This window comes from Acetomicrobium hydrogeniformans ATCC BAA-1850 (genome assembly GCF_000160455.2).
In the GTDB taxonomy this organism is placed as follows: Bacteria; Synergistota; Synergistia; order Synergistales; family Acetomicrobiaceae; genus Acetomicrobium; species Acetomicrobium thermoterrenum.
Genome location: NZ_ACJX03000001.1, coordinates 1564882 through 1587067, shown reverse-complemented (window position 1 = coordinate 1587067; position 22186 = coordinate 1564882). Strand labels below are relative to the sequence as shown.

Genomic DNA, 22186 nt, shown 5'->3' with positions numbered 1-22186 from the left:
TCCATTTATTTGTCGAATCTGTCAAATATATCATCAACATATCGCAAGTAATAGCCGACATCGAAAAGCTCACGCAATTGATCCGCCGAAAGCAAAGAGGATATTGCTGGATCTTGAGACAAAATCACCCTGAAATCGCCCTCTCCGTTCCAACATTTCAGGGCGTACCGTTGAACGACCTCATAAGCCTCATCTCTGTTCATACCCCTTTCGACGAGAGCAAGCAACACCCTCTGACTGAAAATCAGCCCTCTGGTCAGCTCGATGTTCTTGGCCATCCTTTCAGCATCTATTTCCATAAACTCCACAATGCGCTTAAAAGTGCGAATCATGTAGTGGGTGATGTGAAAAGCATCGGGCCAGATGACCCTCTCGACCGAGGAATGGCTAATATCCCTCTCGTGCCAAAGCGCCACGTTTTCCATTGCGCTAAGGCTATATCCCCTGAGCAGGCGCGCCATCCCGCATATGCGCTCGCATAAAATGGGGTTTCTTTTGTGCGGCATTGCAGAGGAGCCTTTTTGTCCCTTAGAAAAAGGCTCCATGGCCTCCAACACTTCGGTACGCTGTAGATGCCTGATCTCCAGGGCCATGTTTTCCAAAGAGGAAGCAAGCAAAGCGAGGGTTTGCAAAAGGAAGGCATGGCTGTCTCTCTGAAGGATTTGATTGGATATGGGCGCCGGCTTTAAGCCTAAAAGCAAGCAGGCCTTTTTTTCTATCGACGGCGGACAGTGGGCGTAAGTACCTACCGCTCCCGATATTTTTCCGTAATTTATCTGGTCATGAGCCAAACTCAAGCGCTCCTCCGATCTCTTCAGCTGAGAATGCCAATTTAGGAGTTTAAGGCCGAAACTCATTGGTTCGGCGTGAACCCCATGGGTCCTGCCTATGCAGGGCAAGTATTTGCAGGAAAAGGCTTTGTCCAACACCAGCTTGGACAGTAAGGTCAATTCTTCCATGACAACTTCGAGAGATCTTTTTAAAAGTAGGGCCGATGCCGTGTCCAGGACATCGCTGCTTGTGAGGCCCAGATGGATGAACCTTCCCTCCTCTCCTACGCTTTCGGCAACACAGGAGACGAAGGCTATTACGTCGTGATGAACTTTAGATTCTATTTCCTTTATGCGTTCGATATCGAAGGTCGCCCTTTCCTTGATAACCTCGTAAGCTTCCTGGGGTATTACTCCCTCTTCCTTCCAGGCGCAACAAACCGCCAATTCCACTTCAAGCCAGGTCCGATATTTATTTTCATCGCTCCATATGTGGCGCATAACTTCGGTTTCGTAACGTTCTATCACTGAAGAGTCCTCCTTTTCCTCATGTCGGAAAGCCAATCCCTACGCACTGCGTCAAGAAAGTCGTCGTAAAGGCCGCTCTTGAAATCCGGGAAGGTATGATCGTAGGAAACCCACTTGCCGAACATATAACGCAGGGTCACCTCAGCAAATATGCCCTCCGAAATGTAAATCCTATGGGCATGATCCTTCGTTGATGCCAAAACCAGCCTTGCTCCGTCGACGTAGCCCGGATCAACGTTTATCTTGCGTTTGTGCCCGCTCTTTTTTTCCAGGGCAATGGCCTGCACTTTCCACCTTACAAGCTGATCTGCAGGCCAAAGGCCCTCTATGCTGACGAAAGCCTTATAAAGGACGGGGGAAATATCCCTGTAATAATCGGTATGGTCAAAGGGATAAACCGGACTCCTCCTCTCTACGGACCCCCACAGCGAGGATATGCCGTCGATCGTCCACCTATAAAAAGCTTCATCGGGGAATAAAAAACCCACCAGCAGCTTAACCAGAGGAGGAGCCATTCTTGGGTTCCTTTCCTTTGCTCGGGCTCTTTCTTTTTTTTCGGCAAGTCAAAAAACCGAGGTCTAATCCATTCCATCTCAAAGGAACAGCCCCCCTCTTTTCCCTCTCCTCGACCTTCAAAGCCATATCCTTTGCCTCGAGATAGTTCCAGAGGGCTTTGCCTATAGCTGCCCATCGGGCTGTACCGAGCATCTCTTCCACTTCATCTCTGCCCAACTCCTTGACCACGAAATACCCGTTGCCCACAGGTTCTATAGAAATGACACTTCCGTTGTCCATATGCAACATAGCACATTCCGACGACGATTCATTGATTTCGCAAAGCTCTATTGAAGCGCGGTCTATGAGTTTTTTGGCCGCCTCATTAACAATAACCGTGCCATCCTTGACCCTGAGCAAAGGCAAGCGCAGTTCCTCGTCCGTTAAGCCGTCGGTGCAATACAGAGGGCCGCTGGAAATCACCCTCCTCAATGGCAAATCTCCAAGCCCCTTCTCCAAAGCTGTTACCAGCTCGTCCTTAGATATCAAGCAGGTCTTGTCGCCGACGGAAAAACTGGCTGCTTTGAAGGCGGTCCCGTAAAGTGCTCTAAGAGAATCTCTAACGGTCGCATCTTCGCTCAAAACGATATGATCCAGGCTTTCTTCTTCCAAAGTCAGACCTCCTTTGCCGCTCAACTAAGACAGAAGCGCCTCTACAAAAGATCGTGGCTCAAAGAGCTCAAGGTCTTCGCTACCCTCTCCCAAGCCCACATATCTGATCGGAAGGGACATCCTTTGGGCGACCGCAAGAATTATACCACCTTTCGCAGTGTTATCATATTTAGCCAAGATGACCCCCGTCAAACTCAGTGCTTCGTTGAAAACCTCAGCCTGATAGAAGGCATTTTGCCCCATTACTGCGTCCAAAACCAGCAGCGACTCGAAGGGCTCGTCGGGCAGTCTCCGCTCCACTACCCTTTTGACTTTTTTCAATTCCTCCATTAAATTGTGCTTTGTGTGAAGCCGACCTGCGGTATCGGCAATCACCAAGTCCCCATCGGATGCAACGGCGCTTTCTATGGCATCGTAAATAACAGCTGCCGGATCTCCTCCGACATCGTGGGCCACGACGCGAACGTTTATCTTTTCACCCCACACCTTCAGCTGGTCGATAGCGGCCGCGCGATACGTATCGGCAGCGGCCAACAGGACCTTTTTGCCTTCGCTTGCAAGTTTGGATGCCAACTTTGCCGCCGTTGTAGTCTTTCCGCTTCCATTGACGCCTACCAGCAAGACAACTGCAGGTTTGTTTTTTGTCTCGATTGGTTTTCCCATGCCGGGAATTTCCTCCAGTTTTCGGACGATCAGATCGACGAATTTCTCCTTTAGAGCCGACGCATCCTTTATATTAGATTTCCTGGCCTCCTGTCTCAATTCGGCAACGAGTTCATCCGTAAGGTCGACCCCCACATCGCCAAGCAAAAGCTGCTCCTCCAGACCATCCCAAAAGGATTCATCGATTTTCTTGTCCGGGGCAAAGAGAGACCCCAGACCTAACCAGCCCTTTTTTACATTTTGCAGTTTTTCTTTTAATGCGTCAAAAAACGCCATCATTTCACCCCATTAAATTTTACTTTTACGCTTTCTACTTTTTGTTTTTTGCTTTGTTTTGCCTTTACCGTTGCGCGTGTTTTCGTTCTTTTCTTCTCTTTTTCTTCTGTCGTCATTCGACGGTCTCGATGGAGAAGATTCGACACTTGAAGTAAATGTCTCGCTCAATGATTGAGCAACTTCAGCTATATCACCAGATTTTGGATGCAAACTCCATTTACCTCCATCCTCGACGGTCTTTCGAAAAAGGACAAATTCACCGACAGGCACTAAAAACTCAACGCCTTCTGGGCTTCTGATTCTCACGGTACTGCTCGCCAAATCGACGCCTGATATATGGTAATTTCCGGAGGGCGTCTTTATTTTTGTACCGGGATTCGGCAAATCCTTCCATAGTTGCTTATACAAGTCATATTCGTAGCTCATGCAGCACATGAGCCTGCCGCAGAGGCCCGATATTTTCGATGGGTTAAGCGCTAAATTCTGCTCCTTTACCATACGGATGCAAATGGGGAAAAATTCAGACATCCAATAACTACAACAGCAGGGACTTCCGCAGGGCGCCAAACCCCCGAGGATCTTCGCCTCATCCCTTGCCCCTATCTGCCTCAGCTCTATTCGGGTTTTAAACTCCCTGGCAAGATCTTTTACGAAGCATCGAAAATCCACCCTCTGCTCCGAGGTAAAGTAAAAATACAACTTTTTTCTGTCTAATACATATTCCACATCCACTATCTTCATCGGAAGATCGTGGTTCTTGAGTATTTTGCGCACTAAGGGGAGGGCCTCTTCCTCTTCCCCTCTCTGCCGTTCTGCTTCGGAAAGATCCTCCTCATCGGCCAACCTCAAAAGGTTGACACACTGCCATAAAGGCTCTGCCGACCTTATATTATCGCCTTCGTCGTACTCCTTGGGAGACTCGAACTTTTCTTTATATTTACGCACCTGTTCTTCGCTCAAAGTCCCCGCGACATATCCTAATTCGAGCCCTCTGGAGCTTTCTATCACGATTTTAACGTTTTTTTCGAGATGTTCTTCGCAATTATATATCAACCCCAAAAATCGAGGCTTACCAAAGATTATCAAATAATTCATCGGATAATTCCTCCTCCAAGAAAGCATAAAGGAGATCAAAGGCCATATAGTTAGGGATGTGCCCCTTTTCGGCTATCAACCTGATCTTATCGATCATCGCAGCCCTTTCGATCTCGCCATTTCCGAGGCACCAGTTAATCCACATATTCATCATAACAAGGGCTTCCTGCTGCGTCATCTCTGAGGCTGACGCGATCAATGACAGCCAACCGTCTTTTCCCTCGGGCAACGCCAGCGGACTTACCTCTTCTTTTACGTCAATGGTCAATTGCCAGGTACGACTTTTAATCGTTTCGGGCAATCCCCCACCATCGGAAAGTATGAGGAGAGCCCCCCAAGTTGGAGGTTCTTCCAATATTTTGAGCAAACTGTTGGCGGCAGGAAGGGACAATCCGCTTCCCCTGGGTATGACAAGGAAGCGCCTCGGTGCAACAACAGGAGCTAAATATAATTCAGCGGCCATTTTCCTGCAATCGTCTATCCCGGGCGACTTGTCCCATTCAACGGGCCTTATAAAATCGGGGTGATCCCCTTCGTTCCAGCTCCTGCATGAGGGGCATTCGTCGTCTCCATTTCCGCTTTCGCACAGATAGAGGCGTGCCACCTCCACGGCAATTTTCTCATGAAATGGATCTGGTGCCTCTATAAAAAGCGCATGGGGTGCTCTGGAATACATAATTGCCGTAGCAATCGTTTTGAAAGCCTCGCTTTTTCTTATAACAAAAGCGATATCAGACATCCCTTAATCTCCTCAATTATATTCAGTATGACGATCTTTTCTCTCTCTTTGTCCAATGCATCCTCGAGCTTCGACAAAGAGCTCTCTGTCCTTTCCACAATCGTATATATTTTGTTGCTGCGCGAAGAAAATCCGTACTCCCTTTTAACACGCAACTTCTCCAGTATTAAGGCAATAATCTGACGAACGAGCAACCTATATTTATGTATCAGCTCTTTGGAGGGATACCTGGACAAGGCCATCCCCAGGTCGTCCAGCTCTCTCAAAAGAGAATTTATCTCTTCCCTATCGACGTACCCATCGAAGGATTCCCCCTTTTTCGCCTCCACCCTGTGTTCCCTTGTCGAGCTGTCCCAATCTGCAGCCGTTACGCTATGGCGCCTTTCTTTGTAATTTCTCCTTTCCACCTTCATCCATAAAGTCCTCCACTACTCTGGTAATTTCTTCAAAAACTTTTTCTTCTTCGTCCCCGGAAAAGACTCGCCTTATCCTGACAGGGTTTCTTTTGGACAGCTCTTCGTATCCCCTTCGTACCACCGCGAGAAACCTCTCTTCCTCAAGTCTATCTGAGGCACTTCTCGCTTTGATCCTCTTCATCGCCGTATCCACGGAAATATCTAGCCATATAGTAAGATCGGGGAGGGGAAAATCAAGCAGAGAAAAAAGCCTTTCCATCTCTTCCAAGAGCAGTCCCTTGCCCCATCCCTGATAGGCTAGAGTGGAATCGGTGTAACGTTCGCATATCACTATCTGCCCCTTCGCCAGGGCAGGTTTTATCTGCTCCTCAACGTGCTCGCACCTGTCTGCCATGAAAAGAAAAAACTCGCTCCAGGGTCTCCAATTGCTGTGCAGCAAGATATCACGAAGCTGCGATCCCCCGCTCCATCCTCCCGGCTCGCGAGTGATCAGCACTCTTTCGTTCCCAAAAATGTTCGACAAATGTTCGTACAATCTTTTGGCGTGAGTCGATTTTCCGGAACCGTCTATGCCTTCAAAAGTAATAAACAACCCGATCACCCTTAAAATTTGTAATAAACGCCTACGGATTCGCGTCTCTCGTCGTCCAATTCGTCATGGCGAAAGAGAAGGCCGTATCGATTGTTGAGGTTGTAACGACCCTCCAACGACCATGCGCCCGATCCGTCGTCCCACCATTTTCCGATCAACTGTATTGGAAAAGAGGTCGGATCTCCTAAGCCGAGACCCACTCCCAAATCGTCCCTGACCAGACCCCCCCAGAGGGATATCCATTTCCACCTGTATCCGTAACTAAACGTAAAGTCACTCCCGTCGCCCAGATCGTCGACGCCAAAGAGCAGAAAATCCTTTCTGTTTTTCATGCCGAGCGCCACGTTGACATCCATGTAGGCATCTTCTCCCCTTCCAAAGGTCTTGCCCCTAAGGGAGACATCTCCTTTTACCTCTATCTTCTGAATGGTCTTTAAAGTCCTTTGGGCTGCTTCCTGGGTTTGCCTCACATCCTCGAGCAATTTGGGAAGATTGCCCTTACTGTCGCCATCCTCGCTCTCGCTGAAAAAAGTCTTTTCGAGCTCGACTACGAATCTCTCGAAGGCAAGGGCGGCATCGGAGGCATTTTTTACAAGTTGTTTGACCTCAGCAGCAAAGGGCCCTTCCCGATCCAATTCCTCCGCCATGGCACTTAATCTGGTGACCAAATCGCTTGCGTTAGCCATTGTCTCTTTGAATGCCTGTCTGTTTTCGGCCAGGATCTCGTTCATATTTGAAACCATGCCGTTGGCATTATCCAGAAAAGTCCCCATCCTTCCCCTCATGTCACCCAAAAGGACTTTGCCCTCGTCGGACAATCCCTTCAAGCTCTCCGAAGCCTCTTCGGCACTTTCAAGAAATGAGGGAATTCTTTTCATGGCCCTTTTCAGGTCTTCTAACTCTTCATCGCCTACGAGACCGCTCAGATTGTCGATGAAAGACCGCAGGGAATTGAGGTTTCTTTCCATCTCCTCAAGAACGCTCCACACATCGGGCGTCGTCGTACCTTTTACTGGACCTGGGGGGATTATAAAGGTATCGCTACTCCCTCTTCTGATCTGAAGGGACGCTTCTCCCAAAAGCCCTCCTCCCTGCACGAAAAATTTGCTGTCCGAGGGTATATTCACACCTTCTTTGATGAAGACAGAAACGGTTACGCCCCTGTCAGTGAGGAAGACGTCTTCCACATAACCAGTCTCCACACCGGATATATAAACCGGGGCTCCCGGAGGCAACCCCTTTGCCTCTGGCAATTGAACTTCCAAGATATAGCCCCTCTGACGCACTAAACGACCACCCGACACAAATATCAAGCCAGCCAAGAGCGCCAAGCCAAGGAACACAACCAGGCCTATTTTAACCTCCCGCTTCATGGGGCACTCCCCCTATGACGTATCGATTTGGTTCCGAGAAGAAAAGAGGTCACCTCTGGATCCGAGGAGGCCTCCCACTCCTCAGAGGTTCCCATCCATACGATGTCTCCCTCTTTCATCAAAAAAACCCTATCGGCAATCCCCAGCGCCGACACTACATCGTGCGTAACGGTCATTGCGGAGAGATTGTGTCTTCTGCTCAAATCGGCTACCAGGCGATCGATGTGCCTTGCCGTCTGGGGATCAAGCCCCGTCGTCGGTTCGTCCAACAATAAAAACGACGGTTTATAGACCAAAGCCCGAGCAAGGGCCACACGCTTCCTCATGCCGCCAGATAGATCGGCCGGCATGAGATCTTCCGTATCCGGGAGTTCAACGGATTCCAACATGGAAGAAACCATTTCCCTCATTAAGCCTTCGTCTTTGATGTCAAGGCAGTATCGGAGGGGAAATGCCACATTTTCAAAGACCGTCATGGAATCAAATAAAGCTCCGCCTTGAAAGACTATGCCTACCTTCTTCCTGATATCTATCAGTTCTCTTTCTGAAAGATGCGTTATATCCCTGCCGTAAAGATGGATTTCTCCTTCATCGGCCTCGATAAGCCTCAATATAAGCCTCAGGACCGTCGTTTTACCGCAACCGGAAGGGCCCATGAGGGCAACCACTTCCCCCTTCTTCACGGAAAAGCTTATATTCCTCAAAACTTTCTTATCACCGAAGGACTTACTGACCTTCTCGAAACGCAAAATATATTCTTCCACTAAACCCTTCCTCCAAATAAAAGGGTTGACAGCATGTAGTTCAATATTAATATTAACATATTGCTCCACACTACCGCTAAAGTGGTAGTCTCGCCAACCCCTTTAGCCCCTCCCTCAGCCCTGAAACCGCAGGCGCAGGCTACTATTGATATTACGAAGCCGTAGACCAGGGATTTCAATAAGCCGCCATTAATGTCATAGACGTTGACCAAAAGTTTTATGGAATCCTTGAATATGAGAGGGTGGATGCCACGAAAGGCGACGTAAAGATAGCCGCCAAAGGTGCCAACGGTCATCGAAAATATCGTTAAAATGGGCACCATAACCAAACTTGCCAAAATCCTCGGCACCCCTACGAAAACGTATTCGTCCAGACCAAAGGCTCTCAGGGCATCGAGCTGTTCCGTCACCTTCATAGTCCCTATCTCGGCCGCCATGGAAGACCCCACTCTGCCGGCAACCACTATGCCCGTTAAGACTGGCGACATTTCCCTTATCATGCTCAAGGCAATGACCCCTCCGATATATCCCGAGGCGCCAAACTTGAGAAATTGATCCAAAGTCTGGACAGCCATCACCATGCCCGTAAAGGCACTTATGACGGAGACCATGAAGACCGACTGCACTCCTACCCGCTCCATCTGATCTGTGATGGAACGAAGATCCACACGAGCACGCGGCAAATGAACCAAAACATGAAAAGCCAACGACGCGATCCACCCCAAAAGATCTAGAAAAGATGCGATCGCCTTGCCCAGGGTCTCCAGCCATTTGACCATGATTTAAACCTTTACCCTCTCGTCACTAAAGTTTTAATTACCCTCAATATTCTGAATAGTTACTGTGCGCCTCAAGAGCCCCTCCACATAATAGTTCGTGTCGAAAACTCTGAGGGTGCCCTCCTCCATTCTACGTTTTTTCATCTCCGAAACCAATTCGTAATTTTCGTCCAGGGGCATGCCCCCTTCCTCTTCCTCCTCGAGAAGAAAGCCGTAAAGCAACTCCACGATCACCTGATTATTGGACTCCTCGGCTTTGATCTCGCTTAAAAGCTCATCGAAGGAAGTTATGGCTCTCCAGCCGGACATCAATGAGACCTGCGATGGTTCCGCAATTCCGCCGCCTCTAACGACGACCTCGCACAATCCTGTAGCCTTTTCCGGAACCTTTAGTTTCAGCTTCTTCACCTCGGGTTCGCCGCGAAAATTTCTTAAAGTCACGTGAACATCCAAATCTTGCCCTTTCTTGACCTCATCTTTGTTGGGAATCTCCAACTTTTCAATATATACGATCTCCGGTTTCCTGGTGACCTGGAGCTCAACGTGTATACCAAGCGGTTCAATCTCCTTGAACCTATTCAGCGAAAGAGAGGAAACTAATCTCATAATTTCCTGGTTTACAATTTGTCCTATTATATCATTATCTGAAAAGTAAACATTTTTTCTCGAGAATCCTTCCGTGAAGCCCTTACCCTCTATTTTCACGGAAACGTAACCCGTTCCCTCGCCTACCCTTCCCCAAAGATCATCCAGAAGCCCGAGCAAAGCGCCGGGTAGTACCCTGTTCATCAAAAAGGGGTCATTTACTACCTGGAATCGCTTGGAGGTGCTTTTTCCAGATTCATCAGTAAACTTCACCGAAACTTCCACGCCATAGGGAAAACTCCCTACCCTTCCCGCAATAGCCTGTGGTCTGTCCTGGCTCACTACACCAACTATGGAAAGGGGGCTTCCCAGTTTAAAGGGGCTTCTTATGCTGGGAATCACCTCGTGCACCCATGACCGTGTAAGGGGAAAGGAAACATCGCCGCGATTTAAAAAAGGGTGTGCGAAGGCCAAAAAATTACCTTTGTCGTCCAATGCCGTCAGGGTTCCTGTGGCACCAACGGTGACATCGCCCCAGGCCAGCAAAACCCCTACGGAATCACCAGGATTAAGCTTTGCATTGTAATCCACGGAAATTCCTCCCTGCGGCAGATCGAAGGGCAAAACCTCCGCTCTACCCTTTAAATCGTCGGATATCCTCTCTGCCCCCCTTCTGCTTACTCCCGATGCTATCATGGGGGCATTTTTGCCTTCATAAAATCCATGTTTTACTACGCCCTCTGCCCCGGAGGATCTTTCTAAGGCCTTGGTCATCTCTTCGATTGGCGTCACCAGGCCGAGGTTGTGATCGCTGAATTCCCATCCATATCCGATTGCTCCAACGAGCTTTCCCCCTATGAAGAAGGGGCTTCCGCTCATTCCGGCAGCTATTCCGCCGATTTTTTCCACCAAAGGCCCCTTTGCCCTGATCAAGATTAGGCTTTTTGGCTCGTTTTGGCTGGGGATTATGCTCACCACTTCGGCAGGAAAGGAAACCCGCTCCAGACCCTTCACTACCGTGACGACCTCTCCTTGCATTCCCGGTTTAAGCTCGCTCAGAGGAAAGACGGGAACCTTTGGGACGAAAGCCGCGGCAAAAACCGAACCGTTAAAAAAAGCGTGCCCAAAGACCAGAAACGACGACAAAACAAAGGCGAGGTAAAATCTCCTCCTGCCTAAGCTCTTAAACAGCCCATTAAAATCCATAATTATTAAGCCCCCTTAGCCTTGATGGTATCTTTGCGCATCCTCAGGTAAGCTATTACAAAATCGTCGATGTCTCCGTCCAGCACAGCATCGACGCTATAGGACGTATAGCCCGTACGATGGTCCTTAACCATCGTGTAGGGGTGTAATACATAAGACCTTATTTGACTGCCCCATCCGATTTCCTTCTTCTCTCCGTGGAGATCATCGAGCATTTTCTGCTTTTCCTGTTGGCGCCTTTCGTACAGCTTTGCCTTGAGAAGCTGCATCGCAACCTGTCTGTTCATGTGTTGGGATCTTTCGTTCTGACAGGTCACAACTATACCCGTCGGGATATGTATCAACCTGACAGCCGAATCGGTCATGTTGACGTACTGGCCGCCAGCTCCGCTTGCCCTAAAGGTCTCCATTCTTATCTCTTCCGGCCTTATCTCGATATCGGCATCGTCAGGCAATTCGGGAATAACCTCAATGGAAGCAAAACTGGTGTGCCTCCGCTTCGACGAATCGAAGGGCGATATTCTGACCAACCTGTGAATGCCCTTTTCGGCCTTCAGATAGCCATAGGAACAAATACCCTTAATCAAGATAGTAGCATATTTAATTCCGGCCTCCTCGTCGGGGAGTATATCGATTACCTTAGTTTCGTAGTTATGCCTTTCGGCCCACCGCAAATACATCCTCAAAAGCATTTCTGCCCAATCCTGGGCGTCCAAACCGCCGGCCCCTGCGTGAACGGTCAAGATGGCGTTCGATTCATCATACTCCTCGTCCAAAAGAAGCTCCATTTCCATGGAATTTATCTCTTTTCTCAAGCGAGATGCCTTATCGTAAAACTCACCTATCAACTCTTCATCTTCGGTCTCATTAAGCAGTTCGGTCAAAACTTCCAGTTCTTCCCATTCCGCCTTCATCTTTTGCCACTGGCCCAACAAATCTTGAAGGTGGGACAATTTTTGGGTAACTTTCTGAGCATCGGAGGAATTCCAAAAATCAGGAGAGGAAGTTTTGTCGATGAGAGCTTTTATCTCGCTTTCCAGTGTATCGACGTCAAAGACTTTCCCGCAACTCATCCAAAGATGAGCGCAGTTCCTCCAAAACCGTTGAAATCGGCTTTAATTCCATATGCATACCTCCATATAGTCTTTTAGTTTTTTTCCCTCAAGGTAAAATTTATTATATCATTGACGGAGATTTTAATAGCAGGAGAGACATAGCCCATGGAAGAAAGCCGTATTAGCAACGAAAGACCTAAACTGCCCATCTTCAAATTCGACGTCCTTCAATCGACTCAAACTAAAGCAAGGGAGCTTTACGATAAAGAAGGACTAGACCTCTTCGTCGTTTGGGCAGTAGAACAGGCTGCAGGAAGGGGAAGGAGAGAAAGGAGCTGGCACTCTCCGAAGGGGGGTTTGTACTTTTCCCTTTTTTCCAAAAAATTAGGGAACTTGCCCTCTCCCCAACTGATAAGTCTGGCCGCAGGGGTAGCCATAAAAGATGTGATGCAGAAATTATACGACATAACCTGCGAGCTAAAGTGGCCAAACGACATACTATATCAGGGAAAAAAACTATGTGGTATATTAAGCGAGGTCGCAAGCCGCGGCCAAGAAATCGATCACGCCATTGTAGGCATTGGGATAAACGTCAACACAGATCTTTCGGGCTTGCCCGAAGGGATATCGAGGGAAGCAATTGCTGTTAAAAATATCGTGAATCGCGAGGTCGATCTTGAAGTCCTTTTAGCTACAGCATGCACCGAAGTCTTGGACCGAATATCAAGGCTTGTGACACAGGAGGGGCGAAGTAAGACAATAGCCGATTACAAAAAACATTGCCTGACCTTGAACTCTCAAGTGATCGTTTATCTGGACAAGGGAAAGGTGAGCGGACGTGCTCTTGATATTACCGGCGAGGGTGCACTTTTGGTCGCCACGACGAAAGAAATTCTTACGCTTACTACAGGCGATGTAATCCATTTAAGAAGAAGGTGATCCGATGCGCTTGACCGAACTGGCAAGGACGAGTGGCTGAGCCGCAAAACTTGGTCCGGCGGACCTGAATAAATTGCTCGATAACTTTACGGTACAAGAACATCCCAGGCTTCTTTCCTCCTGGAAGGGGGGAGAAGATGCTACCCTGTGGATCCTCTCCGACGAAAGGGCTGCCGTGCTGACGGTAGACATAATTACACCCGTCGTGGACGATCCCTATACCTGGGGGCAGATAGCTGCTGCCAACTCGCTAAGCGATGTGTTCGCCATGGGAGGAAGACCTCTTCTGGCTTTAAACGTCGTCGGTTTTCCCATAAATTGCCTGCCGCTGGATACCCTTTCCGCCATCCTGGAGGGCGGCATGGAAAGGGCGACGAAGGCCGGTGCCATAATGGCCGGAGGACATACCGTTGAGGACGATGAACCGAAATATGGCCTCGTAGTTTACGGCGAAGTGGCCCTGAACGAAATATGGCGCACTACCGGGGCGAGACCGAAGGATAAGATCATTCTCACTAAACCGCTGGGCACCGGCGTTTTTTCTACGGCCCTGAAGGCCGATTTGCTCAGCAAAGAAGAGGAAGAAGTCATGATATCTCAAATGATGAGTTTAAACGATCTGCCTTTGTACCTGCCCCAAGAGGTGCGCCGCAAGGTCCATGCCTGTACCGATGTAACAGGTTTCGGCCTCATCGGTCATCTTTTGAACATGTTAGACGAAAACATTGATATAAGAATTGAAGCCAAAAGGGTTCCCCTTTTGGCAGGGGTGACCGAGAAAATATCGATGGGGCTCGTCCCGGCAGGAGCCTACCGTAATAAAGACTGCTATAAAAGTACTGGCAAGGTTACAGGGTTGGAATCTCTTGACGAAAACTTAGAAGACGCGCTGTTCGATCCCCAGACTTCGGGAGGCCTCCTTTTGGCCGTCGACCCCGACGTCGAGGATGTCATACTTGACGTCGCAAGGAAGAAGGGCTTTGTGGGAAGCAACGTAATAGGAGAAGTGACGGAGGGAAAGGGAAAAGTAAAGATAAATTAGCCATAAACCGCTTTAAATCGGTTCCAAATGGTGAGGTAGATATCGTGCAAATAGGTGGTCCACATCTCATCGACCTTTGGCGTCGGCAATAGGATGGCGCATGATAAACTTGAAAGGGTTTCTCTTATCAAGGGAGGAGACCATACGTCGGCCACGACGAGGCCTCCTCTTGCTTTTGCGTATTCTATATATTTTTCCAGTTCAACGATACCTTCGCCCCTTCTCCAATCATCAAAACAATTTACGGGCGGTCTCAACGTTTCGGCACCAGAGGCTTTCAGTAAAAACTCCATTCTTCCTGATAAATCGAGGATGAAAAGGCCGTTCATTATTTCCCTCCCCACCCCGATCACGCTGTCCAACCTGCTTTGAAATTCCGCCAAACGTCTTTGAAAGTAGTCGTACATGGACGGCTCTATCTCAGTGAGCAAAACCAATATACGACTTGACATAAAAGAAATGGTGGCCGGGTCGAAGAAATATTTATCGAAGACATCTCTATCGTAGGGCAAAAAGTCGTACATGTACTTCACCCTTTTTTCGCCCCTCGGTATCCCCCTCTCTCCCGGCGTCAAGGCAATCAGGTAAGCATCTTTCGGCCAACTCCTCAGGCGCCTGGTCAGGGAGCCGTCTTCGGCCCAGTCGAAAAGCGAGTGCACCTCTACTACCGGACCTCCTACAAATCTGACAAGGACAGCAACTTCGGGAGGTGTTACCACAACCGTGGCAATCTTACCCTCGACCGCCATGGCCCCCGAGGGATAAAAAACCAGGACAAGAAGAAAGAGGACAAGAAATGTTTTTTTCACAAATACAGCCATCGCAAAAAGACCGCCCTTTTCGTAGCTCATTATTTTATATCCTTTGTTTTTTGCTGCCGGGCTTCACTAGGGGAAGCCCTTTTTTACAAAGTGGACATTCCTCCGGTTTATAGACGGGAAAGACCTTCTTGGCAAGGCTAAACAGCTCCCCTTTAAGACCTGTGTTTTCCGTGCTTCTGTCCACTATACACCCCGAGGCAACCCATTTACCGCCAAGTGATTCTAATGCTTCTCCAACTTCCTTTATCGATCCTCCCGTCGTCACCACATCCTCTATGACGGCAAATCTCATCCCCTCGGGTGCGGGAAACCGACGCAACCTCATCTTACCCTCTTCTCTCTCGCAGAATATAAAGGGGACATCTAAGGCCCTGGCCACCTCATGGCCTATTATTATGCCCCCCAGCGCGGGGCTGGCTATGATATCGGGGGCGCTGGGTCTTATTAAGTTCGCCAACCTTTCGCCGACGTAAGCTGCATAGTGCGGAAACCGCAAAAGCAAAGCGCATTGTAAATAGTTACAGCTATGAAGGCCGGAGGACAGAAGGAAATGGCCTTCCAGCAAAGCACCGCTGTCGGCAAGCATCTTTTCCAGGAGATCTCCGTCATTTACGCCACTCACGAACACGCCACCTCCCCTTTGATTGCAGTAAGCGCCTCTAGGGGGTCCGAAGCCAGGAGGATTGGCCTGCCTATCACTATAAAGTCGGCCCCCTTCTTCTTGGCTTGACCGGGAGTCATAATCCTGGCCTGATCGTCTTTCGAAGTACCCTCAGGCCTAACGCCGGGCACCAAAGTAAGAAGCTTGTCTGAAACTTTCTTTATCGATTCCAAATCCCTAGGAGAGCAGACGACACCGTCTATACCGGCCTCGTCGGCCAGTTTGGTCCTCATTTCGATCGCATCTTCGATGCCGCATCCCGGAGAGACGGCTTTCCACTCTTCTTCGTTAATGCTGGTCAGGACCGTAACGCCAAATAATTTCATATCGGGGTTCGCTTCGTTCCGCCCCTTCACCGCCTCACACAACATCCGCTTTCCTCCGGCGACGTGGAGGGTAAGCCCAAAGATTCCCATTTCGGCTATGGCTGAAACGGCATCCTTGACTGTGTTGGGTATATCGTGCAACTTAATGTCCAAAAATACTTTCCAGTTCTTCCCAACAGAAAGTATGAACTCTCTACCTCCCTGACAAAAAAGCCGCGGCCCTATTTTTACGTATTTTAAATCGGGCCCAAGCATCTCCAGGATTTTTTCTGCAGAAGTCAGGTCCTTTACGTCCAAAGCCAGTACTATTTCGCTCAAAAGTGATCACCTCTTCCCTTTCCTATTATATCCGCCACGGAACCGACGCCCCAAAGGGCCATCCTTTTAGTCAAACTTTCATGGATATTAGATATGCATTTCAGGTCATGCATCAGCATGCTGCCAATCTCTACGGCGGCAGCCCCGGCAAGAAGCATGGCCAACACATCTTCGTCGCTGCAAACGCCTCCACAACCTATCACAGGTATGGAGACCGACCCTGCCACTTCGTAAAGACATCGCAATGCAAGAGGAAATACGGCGGGGCCGGACAGGCCCGCAAATATCCTGTCGAATACGGGCTTTTTGGCTTCCACGTCGATGGCCATTCCAAGCCAAGTATTGGATACCACCAAGGCATCAGCACCGCCACCCTCGGCAGCCCTTCCGACGGCCGGCAAATCGAAGGCCTGAGGCGTGAGCTTAATCCAAAGCTTTCCTTCCCAAACTTTTCTTGCCGCCATAAGAACGCTCGAGACACCTTCCGCACTCATTCCCCATGCCATACCGCCGCAATCGACGTTAGGGCAGGAAACGTTTAATTCCACGGCCGCTATGTCCTTCTCTACGGATTTGAGCAAGACCAGGCTCTCTGTCGTCTCTTCAAGGGACTCCACGGCCAGGTTGACGATTACGGGAATCCCGCTTTTTGAAAGATGGGGCAACTCTTCTTTTATAAAGACCTCTACCCCCCTGTTTTGAAGCCCTATGCTGTTAAGTACTCCGGATGGAGTTTCCCATATTCTGATGCCACTGTTGCCTGCCCTGGGGCGACGGGTCAACCCTTTGCTGCAGATTGCTCCAACGCCTTCACTATAGGGCTCCTGCCAGAAGGAAGCATCATGAGGCCAAAGGCCCGACGCTATTATCAAAGGGGAGGGAAGGGTCAATCCGCCTACGGAAACGCTCAAATCGGGTAATCTTTTCGAGACGTCAGATAAGCTCATCCAAAAATACCTCCGAAAGATCGAAAACAGGGCCGTCATGGCACACTTTAAGCATGCCCCTTTGCGTTTTCACTGCACAGGAATGGCACCCGCCGATGCCGCAACCCATCCTCGACTCAAGCGACGCCATGATAAGAGACTTTCCCCCAAATGTCCCGTATACCGCCTTAAGCATGGGAACAGGACCACAGGCCCATATCTCATCGATGAAATCCCCTTCTTTTTTTAAAACGTCCGGGGCAGTTCCCTTATAACCCAGTGATCCGTCGTCGGAGGCCACGGTCAGACCGGAGACTTTACTGCTTGCCCAATCTGCCACGCCTGCCCAATCCCTGTTTGAAACGCCAAAGACGAAGCTGCTTACAACATCGGAGTGGAATTTCCAGGCGCACAGCAAAGGCGCCACTCCTATCCCTCCTGCGACCAACGCCAAAGACCTTCCCCTTGTGGCAGTAAAGACACCGTTTCCAAGGGGTCCCCGAAGGCGAAAGGGGGTGCCTCTTTCGCAAGAGACGATATCTTTCGTACCTCTGCCCACAACCTTCACCAAAAATTCGACGTCATTTTCCGACCAATCGACCACGGCAAAGGGCCTGAGCAAAAAGGGGTCGCTTTTCCATCGATGAGGTCCTAGCATAAAAAATTGTCCCGGCAAAATTTCGGGAAGAAGTTCTTTCGTCTCAAATCTCAACAAATATACGCCTCCGCCCAAAAAGGCCTTGTCGATCAAAAAACCTTCCAGTTCCAGTCCGCGGCTACAATGCATGACATACCTCTTCTTTTAGACGATTATAAACTATTTTACCTTCCAGGATGGTCAATACCGGCCATCCCTTAAAGGTAAAGCCGTCGTATGGCGTTATCCTCGCCTTGCTTTTCCAGTTTGCCACATCGACTTTCCCTTCAAGGTTCAAATCAATTATCGTCAAGTCGGCCTTCGAGCCGAGCTTCAGTTTTCTCTCAAGTCCGATTACCCTTCCCGGTCCCGTCGAAAAAAGCTCGAAGAGCCTTTCCTTTGGAAAGGGCCTGCCCCTTCTATCCCATCTATCGATGACTGCAGCCACGGCGCACTCAAGGGAAGCTATCCCAAAGGGTGCAGCCTCAAAGACAACATCCTTTTCGTCTACGTGATAGGGGGCGTGATCGGTTGCTATGGCATCGATCGTCCCATCCTCCAGGCCACGCCAAAGCGCCTCCACATCCTCCCCGCTCCTCAACGGAGGATTGACCTTAAGGGAAGAGGAAAAAGCAGAATGCAATATCATCTCTTCGTCAAAGAGAAGGTGGTGAGGTGTCACATCGCACGTAATTGACAATCCCCGTTCCTTGGCCCGCCTTATGGCCTCCAAAGCCTCTTTGGTGCTTATGTGGGTCAGATGAAGACGACCGGAGGTCTCCTCGCACAGCCTTATCGCTCTTTCTGCTCCTATTATCTCGGAGCTTCGCGGTATCCCCTTAAGACCGCAAAGGGCACTCACTCTGCCTTCATTAATTTGCCCCCCTTCGGAAAGACTTAACTCTTCTGGATGTTCCATGAGGGGCACCCCTACATCCTTGAGGTATAAAAGGGCTATTCGCATGGCCTTAGCCGAAATCACCGGAGAGCCGTCGTCGGTAAAAAGCACCGCCCCCTCTTCTTTCATTGCTAACATCTCGGTGATCCGCCTGCCCTCTCTTTTCACCGTCACGGCACCCGACGGAAGCACCCTTGCTCCCCCGGCAACCCTCCCCTTTTCTGCAACGTAACGGACGATCGAAGGTTCGTCCACTGCCGGAGTGGTGTTAGGCATGGCAACCACATGGGTAAAACCTCCTGCCGCGGCAGCAAGAGAACCGCTATAGATATCCTCTCTCCAAGTCTGGCCCGGATCCCTCAAATGGGCATGGAGATCGACGAAACCGGGACAAGCCACGAGGCCTTCAAGATCGTAAAATACATCCTCTTCTTGCAAGCTGTTGCTTTCTGAAGGAACCAACTTCGTCACACTGCCCTTCTCAAGGAGAAGATCCCATTTGCCATCTCTCAAACTACTTCCATCATAGAGGAACACTTTACGCAACCAAATCATCTGCCCGCACCTCCGGCTAAATACAGGAAAAGTAGAGCCATCCTGACGGCCACACCGCTTCTCACCTGATCTAACACTAAACTTCTGCTTCCGTCAGCCACAGAACTTTCTATTTCGACACCTCTGTTCATGGGGCCGGGATGCATCACTATTGCATTTCTTTCGGCATAACGCAGAAGTTCTGTCTTCACGCCCCATCGATTGTGATATTCATCGATGCTGGGAAAGAGACCCTCCTCCTGCCTTTCGCGCTGAATCCTCAAGGCATATACAATATCGGCGCCTTCTACGGCCTTTTTGGGATCCGGTTCGTATTCGGCGAGATCGAAAACGTGAAGAGGGATCAAGGACCTTGGGCCTGAAACCACCACATGAACTCCCATTTTCGAGAAGGCGTGGATGTCACTCCTTGCTACCCTGCTGTGCAGTATGTCGCCAATTATCGCCATTTTGCGACCCTTCAAATCTCCAAAATGTCTCCAGGCGGAATAAAGATCGAGCAAAGCCTGAGTGGGGTGAGCCCTCGCTCCGTCGCCTGCGTTGATGATGCACGTTCCCAATAGCTTGTTTATCAGATATTCCGGCGTCCCGACTTCCCTGTTTCTAACGACAACGGCATCCACTCCCATTGCTTTGATCGTCTTGGCAGTATCCTGAAGGCTCTCCCCCTTTGATACGCTTGATCCCGAGGCGGACCAGTTTATCACGTCGGCGCTCAAGAATTTTTCCGCAAGCTCAAAAGACGTCCTGGTTCGCGTGGATGGCTCGAAAAATAAGTTGGCAACGACCTTTCCCCTCAAAGCGGGGACCTTTTTTAATGGCCTTTCCATGACCTCTTCCATCTTACAAGCCTCTTCCAAGACGACGTAAAAGTCGTCTTCGCTAAAGACGTCTACGTCTACCAGATGGCTGTGTTTCCAAGGCATAAAACCACCCCCCTACTCCTTCTCCGCTATGACTATGCCGTCCTTGTCGTCGAGCTCCCTGACGTAAACTTCTACGACTTCATCCCTTGAAGTGGGAACAACCCTTCCTACCACATCGGGATGAATGGGAAGCTCTCTGTGCCCACGGTCCACTAAAACGGCCAGCAAAACCTTCCTCGGTCTTCCCATATCCATCAAGGCATCAAGGGCAGCTCTCACCGTCCTTCCCGTGAAAAGAACATCGTCAACCAGCACTATATCCTTGCCCGTTATGTCCACGGGCATGGTCGTGCTGTGCACCATCGGATGATCGGCCATTAACGAAAGATCATCCCTGTAAAAGGTTATATCCAGCTGTCCGCAGGGAAGTTCCTTATAACCCGAGGATTTAATGACATCCCTGATCCTGTGGGAAAGATATACCCCTCTTCTTTGGATCCCCACCAGGACTGCTTCGTCAGTGCCGCCAAGTTTCTCCAAAACTTCATGGGCCATCCTTCTTATCGTAAGATCCATTTCCTTCTCGTCCATCACTACAGCCTTGACTTTCACTCTCGCCACCTCCCTAAAAAAAGAGCTTCCATGAAAAAGACCTCATGGAAGCTCTCGAAACTTTTTAAGACAACCCCTTCGTTGGGCTCTGCCTTTATTATCAAGTATTTGTTTCACAATAATTTACCTCCCCGCAAAAGATATCTCCTTTAGGAGAGAGTATATCAGAGGGCAAACTTTTATGCAACCGGTTGCATAAAAGTTACATAAAAATAAAAAGGGAAGACCACATGCTTAACATTCGGCACATGAGCGGATCTTCCCTTCTTGATCGTCCGACAACGAAAAAGAGAGCTCAGTACTTTAACCTTCATAACTTTGTATTGCCAAAACAGCATTATGCCCCCCGAAGCCGAAATTGTTCGACAAAGCTCGGCTGATCTTCTTATATACTGGAGATTTTCCCACGACATTGATGGGGCATTCTTCGTCAATTTTTTCAAGGTTGATGGTTGGATGGACGACGCCTTTTTCCAGGGCCATCAGTAGAGCGATTAACTCGAGGACACCAGCCGCACCCAAGCCATGTCCCACCATTGATTTTGTGGAATGGACCAAAATATCGTCTGTGTGCTCCCCGAAGAGGGCTCTTATCGCCTTGGCCTCCATCGTATCGTTTAAAGGCGTGGACGTGCCGTGGGCATTTATAAGCTCAACCTCCGCAGGATCCCAACCCGCCATGGCTATAGCCATCTTCATGGCCCTGACTGCTCCTGCTCCATTGGGATCCGGAGCGGTAATATGATAGGCGTCGGTGGTATTTCCGTAACCTACAAGTTCTCCGTATATCCTGGCGTTCCTCTTTTTGGCGTGTTCAAGCTCCTCCAGGACAAGCACTCCCGCACCTTCGCCCAAAACGAATCCGTCTCGGTCGACATCGAAGGGACGCGATGCGTGCTCGGGGTCGTCGTTCCTGGAAGAAAGCGCCTTCATGGCGGCAAAACCCGCTACCCCGACGGGAGTAATGGCCGCTTCCGCACCTCCTGCAAGGATTACGTCTGCTTCTCCCCTTCTAATGGCGTATATGGCCTCACCTATGGTATGCGTCGCAGTGGCGCAGGCTGTTACCGCACATAGGCTTGGACCCTTGGCGTTGCATCTTATTGCCACGTAAGCAGCGGGCATATTGCTTATCATCATGGGAATGAAAAAGGGGCTAATCTTGTTCGGGCCTTTCTCTACCAAGGCCTTGATGTTTTGAAAGCTCGTCCCTATACCGCCTTCGCCGCTCCCCAAGTAGACTCCAACCCTCGTCGGATCCTCCATGCTCAAATCCAAAGCGCTGTCTTTGATTGCCATATCCGAAGCCGCGACGGCAAAATGTATGACCCTGTCAGTTTTTCTGGCTTCTTTTTTTTCAAGCCACTGTCCCGGATCAAAATCCTTCACTTCGGCAGCTATTCTTACAGGATAATCGGAGGCGTCGAAAAGCGTGATATATCCCACGCCGTTTTTGCCCTCCTCAAGGGCTTTCCAGAATTCATCTTTACCGTTTCCGATGGGACTTACGACGCCAACCCCAGTTATCACCACTCTTCTCAAGTTGTTCACTCCTTCGATTGGTGGTGTAGAGGCTC

General features: G+C 49.5%; 24 protein-coding genes. 2 read left to right on the top strand and 22 right to left on the bottom strand.

The window, feature by feature from the left end:
• Positions 1-5: 5 nt before the first annotated feature.
• The 13 genes from purB to prfB all read right to left on the bottom strand — a co-directional run bounded on the left by purB (position 6) and on the right by prfB (position 12078).
• Complete coding sequence (purB, locus tag HMPREF1705_RS07910; RefSeq protein WP_057940878.1) at positions 6-1298, bottom strand: adenylosuccinate lyase; 1293 nt, start codon at positions 1296-1298, stop codon at positions 6-8.
• Entirely contained in the window at positions 1295-1813 is a 519-nt protein-coding gene (locus HMPREF1705_RS07905; protein ID WP_057940877.1) for a DUF4416 family protein, read from the bottom strand. The genes purB and HMPREF1705_RS07905 overlap by 4 nt, the downstream gene beginning before the upstream one ends.
• Positions 1794-2465, bottom strand: coding sequence for a hypothetical protein (locus tag HMPREF1705_RS07900; RefSeq protein WP_057940876.1), 672 nt, complete (start codon positions 2463-2465; stop codon positions 1794-1796). The genes HMPREF1705_RS07905 and HMPREF1705_RS07900 overlap by 20 nt, the downstream gene beginning before the upstream one ends.
• Positions 2466-2489: 24 nt before the next feature.
• Positions 2490-3407 (bottom strand): signal recognition particle-docking protein FtsY, encoded by a 918-nt coding sequence (gene ftsY, locus HMPREF1705_RS07895; RefSeq protein WP_083489968.1) that lies wholly within the window; start codon positions 3405-3407, stop codon positions 2490-2492.
• 9 nt (positions 3408-3416) lie between these two features.
• Positions 3417-4499: a PSP1 domain-containing protein gene (locus tag HMPREF1705_RS07890; RefSeq protein ID WP_057940874.1), complete on the bottom strand. Its 1083-nt coding sequence runs from the start codon at positions 4497-4499 to the stop codon at positions 3417-3419.
• Complete coding sequence (locus tag HMPREF1705_RS07885) at positions 4474-5238, bottom strand: DNA polymerase III subunit delta' (protein ID WP_057940873.1); 765 nt, start codon at positions 5236-5238, stop codon at positions 4474-4476. The genes HMPREF1705_RS07890 and HMPREF1705_RS07885 overlap by 26 nt, the downstream gene beginning before the upstream one ends.
• Complete coding sequence (locus HMPREF1705_RS07880) at positions 5214-5651, bottom strand: DUF327 family protein (RefSeq protein WP_009201331.1); 438 nt, start codon at positions 5649-5651, stop codon at positions 5214-5216. The genes HMPREF1705_RS07885 and HMPREF1705_RS07880 overlap by 25 nt, the downstream gene beginning before the upstream one ends.
• Positions 5611-6255, bottom strand: a complete 645-nt coding sequence (gene tmk / locus HMPREF1705_RS07875; RefSeq protein ID WP_057940872.1) for a dTMP kinase — start codon at positions 6253-6255, stop codon at positions 5611-5613. The genes HMPREF1705_RS07880 and tmk overlap by 41 nt, the downstream gene beginning before the upstream one ends.
• Before the next feature lie 2 nt (positions 6256-6257).
• Positions 6258-7619, bottom strand: coding sequence for an MlaD family protein (locus HMPREF1705_RS07870; RefSeq protein ID WP_057940871.1), 1362 nt, complete (start codon positions 7617-7619; stop codon positions 6258-6260).
• On the bottom strand, positions 7616-8383 hold the full coding sequence (locus tag HMPREF1705_RS07865; protein WP_057940870.1) for an ABC transporter ATP-binding protein: 768 nt from the start codon (positions 8381-8383) through the stop codon (positions 7616-7618). Before HMPREF1705_RS07865 ends, HMPREF1705_RS07870 begins: the two co-directional genes overlap by 4 nt.
• Positions 8383-9162, bottom strand: coding sequence for an MlaE family ABC transporter permease (locus HMPREF1705_RS07860; RefSeq protein WP_057940869.1), 780 nt, complete (start codon positions 9160-9162; stop codon positions 8383-8385). Before HMPREF1705_RS07860 ends, HMPREF1705_RS07865 begins: the two co-directional genes overlap by 1 nt.
• Positions 9163-9195: 33 nt before the next feature.
• On the bottom strand, positions 9196-10953 hold the full coding sequence (locus HMPREF1705_RS07855; protein WP_057940868.1) for a SpoIVB peptidase S55 domain-containing protein: 1758 nt from the start codon (positions 10951-10953) through the stop codon (positions 9196-9198).
• 5 nt (positions 10954-10958) lie between these two features.
• Positions 10959-12078, bottom strand: a protein-coding gene (gene prfB, locus HMPREF1705_RS07850) for a peptide chain release factor 2 (RefSeq protein WP_111089595.1) whose coding sequence is annotated in 2 segments (ribosomal slippage) — positions 10959-12005 and positions 12007-12078 — 1119 coding nt in all. Because the reading frame shifts where the segments join, the coding sequence is not laid out codon by codon here.
• A 95-nt stretch (positions 12079-12173) separates the two neighbouring features.
• Between prfB and HMPREF1705_RS07845 the strand changes: the two genes are divergently transcribed.
• On the top strand, positions 12174-12947 hold the full coding sequence (locus tag HMPREF1705_RS07845; RefSeq protein ID WP_057940867.1) for a biotin--[acetyl-CoA-carboxylase] ligase: 774 nt from the start codon (positions 12174-12176) through the stop codon (positions 12945-12947).
• Between the two features lie 4 nt (positions 12948-12951).
• Positions 12952-13989 (top strand): selenide, water dikinase SelD, encoded by a 1038-nt coding sequence (selD, locus tag HMPREF1705_RS07840; protein WP_111089594.1) that lies wholly within the window; start codon positions 12952-12954, stop codon positions 13987-13989.
• On the opposite strand, the gene HMPREF1705_RS07835 is transcribed toward selD, so the two are convergent.
• The 9 genes from HMPREF1705_RS07835 to fabF all read right to left on the bottom strand — a co-directional run bounded on the left by HMPREF1705_RS07835 (position 13986) and on the right by fabF (position 22151).
• The gene (locus HMPREF1705_RS07835) at positions 13986-14840 is read right to left on the bottom strand and encodes a hypothetical protein (RefSeq protein WP_057940865.1); all 855 of its coding nucleotides are present in this window, start codon (positions 14838-14840) and stop codon (positions 13986-13988) included. The two genes, selD and HMPREF1705_RS07835, sit on opposite strands and share 4 nt — an antisense overlap.
• A 4-nt stretch (positions 14841-14844) precedes the next feature.
• On the bottom strand, positions 14845-15432 hold the full coding sequence (pyrE, locus tag HMPREF1705_RS07830; protein ID WP_009201341.1) for an orotate phosphoribosyltransferase: 588 nt from the start codon (positions 15430-15432) through the stop codon (positions 14845-14847).
• Positions 15429-16115, bottom strand: a complete 687-nt coding sequence (pyrF, locus tag HMPREF1705_RS07825; RefSeq protein WP_009201342.1) for an orotidine-5'-phosphate decarboxylase — start codon at positions 16113-16115, stop codon at positions 15429-15431. The genes pyrE and pyrF overlap by 4 nt, the downstream gene beginning before the upstream one ends.
• Complete coding sequence (locus HMPREF1705_RS07820) at positions 16112-17062, bottom strand: dihydroorotate dehydrogenase (RefSeq protein ID WP_057940864.1); 951 nt, start codon at positions 17060-17062, stop codon at positions 16112-16114. The genes pyrF and HMPREF1705_RS07820 overlap by 4 nt, the downstream gene beginning before the upstream one ends.
• Entirely contained in the window at positions 17049-17828 is a 780-nt protein-coding gene (locus HMPREF1705_RS07815; protein WP_057940863.1) for an iron-sulfur cluster-binding protein, read from the bottom strand. Before HMPREF1705_RS07815 ends, HMPREF1705_RS07820 begins: the two co-directional genes overlap by 14 nt.
• On the bottom strand, positions 17818-19131 hold the full coding sequence (locus HMPREF1705_RS07810; protein WP_057940862.1) for a dihydroorotase: 1314 nt from the start codon (positions 19129-19131) through the stop codon (positions 17818-17820). Before HMPREF1705_RS07810 ends, HMPREF1705_RS07815 begins: the two co-directional genes overlap by 11 nt.
• On the bottom strand, positions 19128-20057 hold the full coding sequence (locus tag HMPREF1705_RS07805; protein WP_057940861.1) for an aspartate carbamoyltransferase catalytic subunit: 930 nt from the start codon (positions 20055-20057) through the stop codon (positions 19128-19130). The genes HMPREF1705_RS07810 and HMPREF1705_RS07805 overlap by 4 nt, the downstream gene beginning before the upstream one ends.
• Positions 20058-20069: 12 nt before the next feature.
• Positions 20070-20609 (bottom strand): bifunctional pyr operon transcriptional regulator/uracil phosphoribosyltransferase PyrR, encoded by a 540-nt coding sequence (gene pyrR, locus HMPREF1705_RS07800; RefSeq protein ID WP_057940860.1) that lies wholly within the window; start codon positions 20607-20609, stop codon positions 20070-20072.
• A 303-nt stretch (positions 20610-20912) separates the two neighbouring features.
• Complete coding sequence (gene fabF / locus HMPREF1705_RS07795; RefSeq protein WP_057940859.1) at positions 20913-22151, bottom strand: beta-ketoacyl-ACP synthase II; 1239 nt, start codon at positions 22149-22151, stop codon at positions 20913-20915.
• Positions 22152-22186: the final 35 nt, after the last annotated feature.

Coding starts and splice junctions, on each gene's coding strand:
- HMPREF1705_RS07835 (WP_057940865.1), bottom strand. CDS start 14,840: ATGAGCTACGAAAAGGGCGGTCTTTTTGCGATGGCTGTATTTGTGAAA.
- HMPREF1705_RS07815 (WP_057940863.1), bottom strand. CDS start 17,828: ATGCATTGTAGCCGCGGACTGGAACTGGAAGGTTTTTTGATCGACAAG.
- HMPREF1705_RS07855 (WP_057940868.1), bottom strand. CDS start 10,953: ATGGATTTTAATGGGCTGTTTAAGAGCTTAGGCAGGAGGAGATTTTAC.
- HMPREF1705_RS07905 (WP_057940877.1), bottom strand. CDS start 1,813: ATGGCTCCTCCTCTGGTTAAGCTGCTGGTGGGTTTTTTATTCCCCGAT.
- HMPREF1705_RS07885 (WP_057940873.1), bottom strand. CDS start 5,238: ATGTCTGATATCGCTTTTGTTATAAGAAAAAGCGAGGCTTTCAAAACG.
- HMPREF1705_RS07870 (WP_057940871.1), bottom strand. CDS start 7,619: ATGAAGCGGGAGGTTAAAATAGGCCTGGTTGTGTTCCTTGGCTTGGCG.
- HMPREF1705_RS07860 (WP_057940869.1), bottom strand. CDS start 9,162: ATGGTCAAATGGCTGGAGACCCTGGGCAAGGCGATCGCATCTTTTCTA.
- HMPREF1705_RS07890 (WP_057940874.1), bottom strand. CDS start 4,499: ATGAATTATTTGATAATCTTTGGTAAGCCTCGATTTTTGGGGTTGATA.
- HMPREF1705_RS07805 (WP_057940861.1), bottom strand. CDS start 20,057: ATGCCTTGGAAACACAGCCATCTGGTAGACGTAGACGTCTTTAGCGAA.
- HMPREF1705_RS07845 (WP_057940867.1), top strand. CDS start 12,174: ATGGAAGAAAGCCGTATTAGCAACGAAAGACCTAAACTGCCCATCTTC.
- HMPREF1705_RS07820 (WP_057940864.1), bottom strand. CDS start 17,062: ATGAGCTTATCTGACGTCTCGAAAAGATTACCCGATTTGAGCGTTTCC.
- HMPREF1705_RS07880 (WP_009201331.1), bottom strand. CDS start 5,651: ATGAAGGTGGAAAGGAGAAATTACAAAGAAAGGCGCCATAGCGTAACG.
- ftsY (WP_083489968.1), bottom strand. CDS start 3,407: ATGATGGCGTTTTTTGACGCATTAAAAGAAAAACTGCAAAATGTAAAA.
- HMPREF1705_RS07810 (WP_057940862.1), bottom strand. CDS start 19,131: ATGATTTGGTTGCGTAAAGTGTTCCTCTATGATGGAAGTAGTTTGAGA.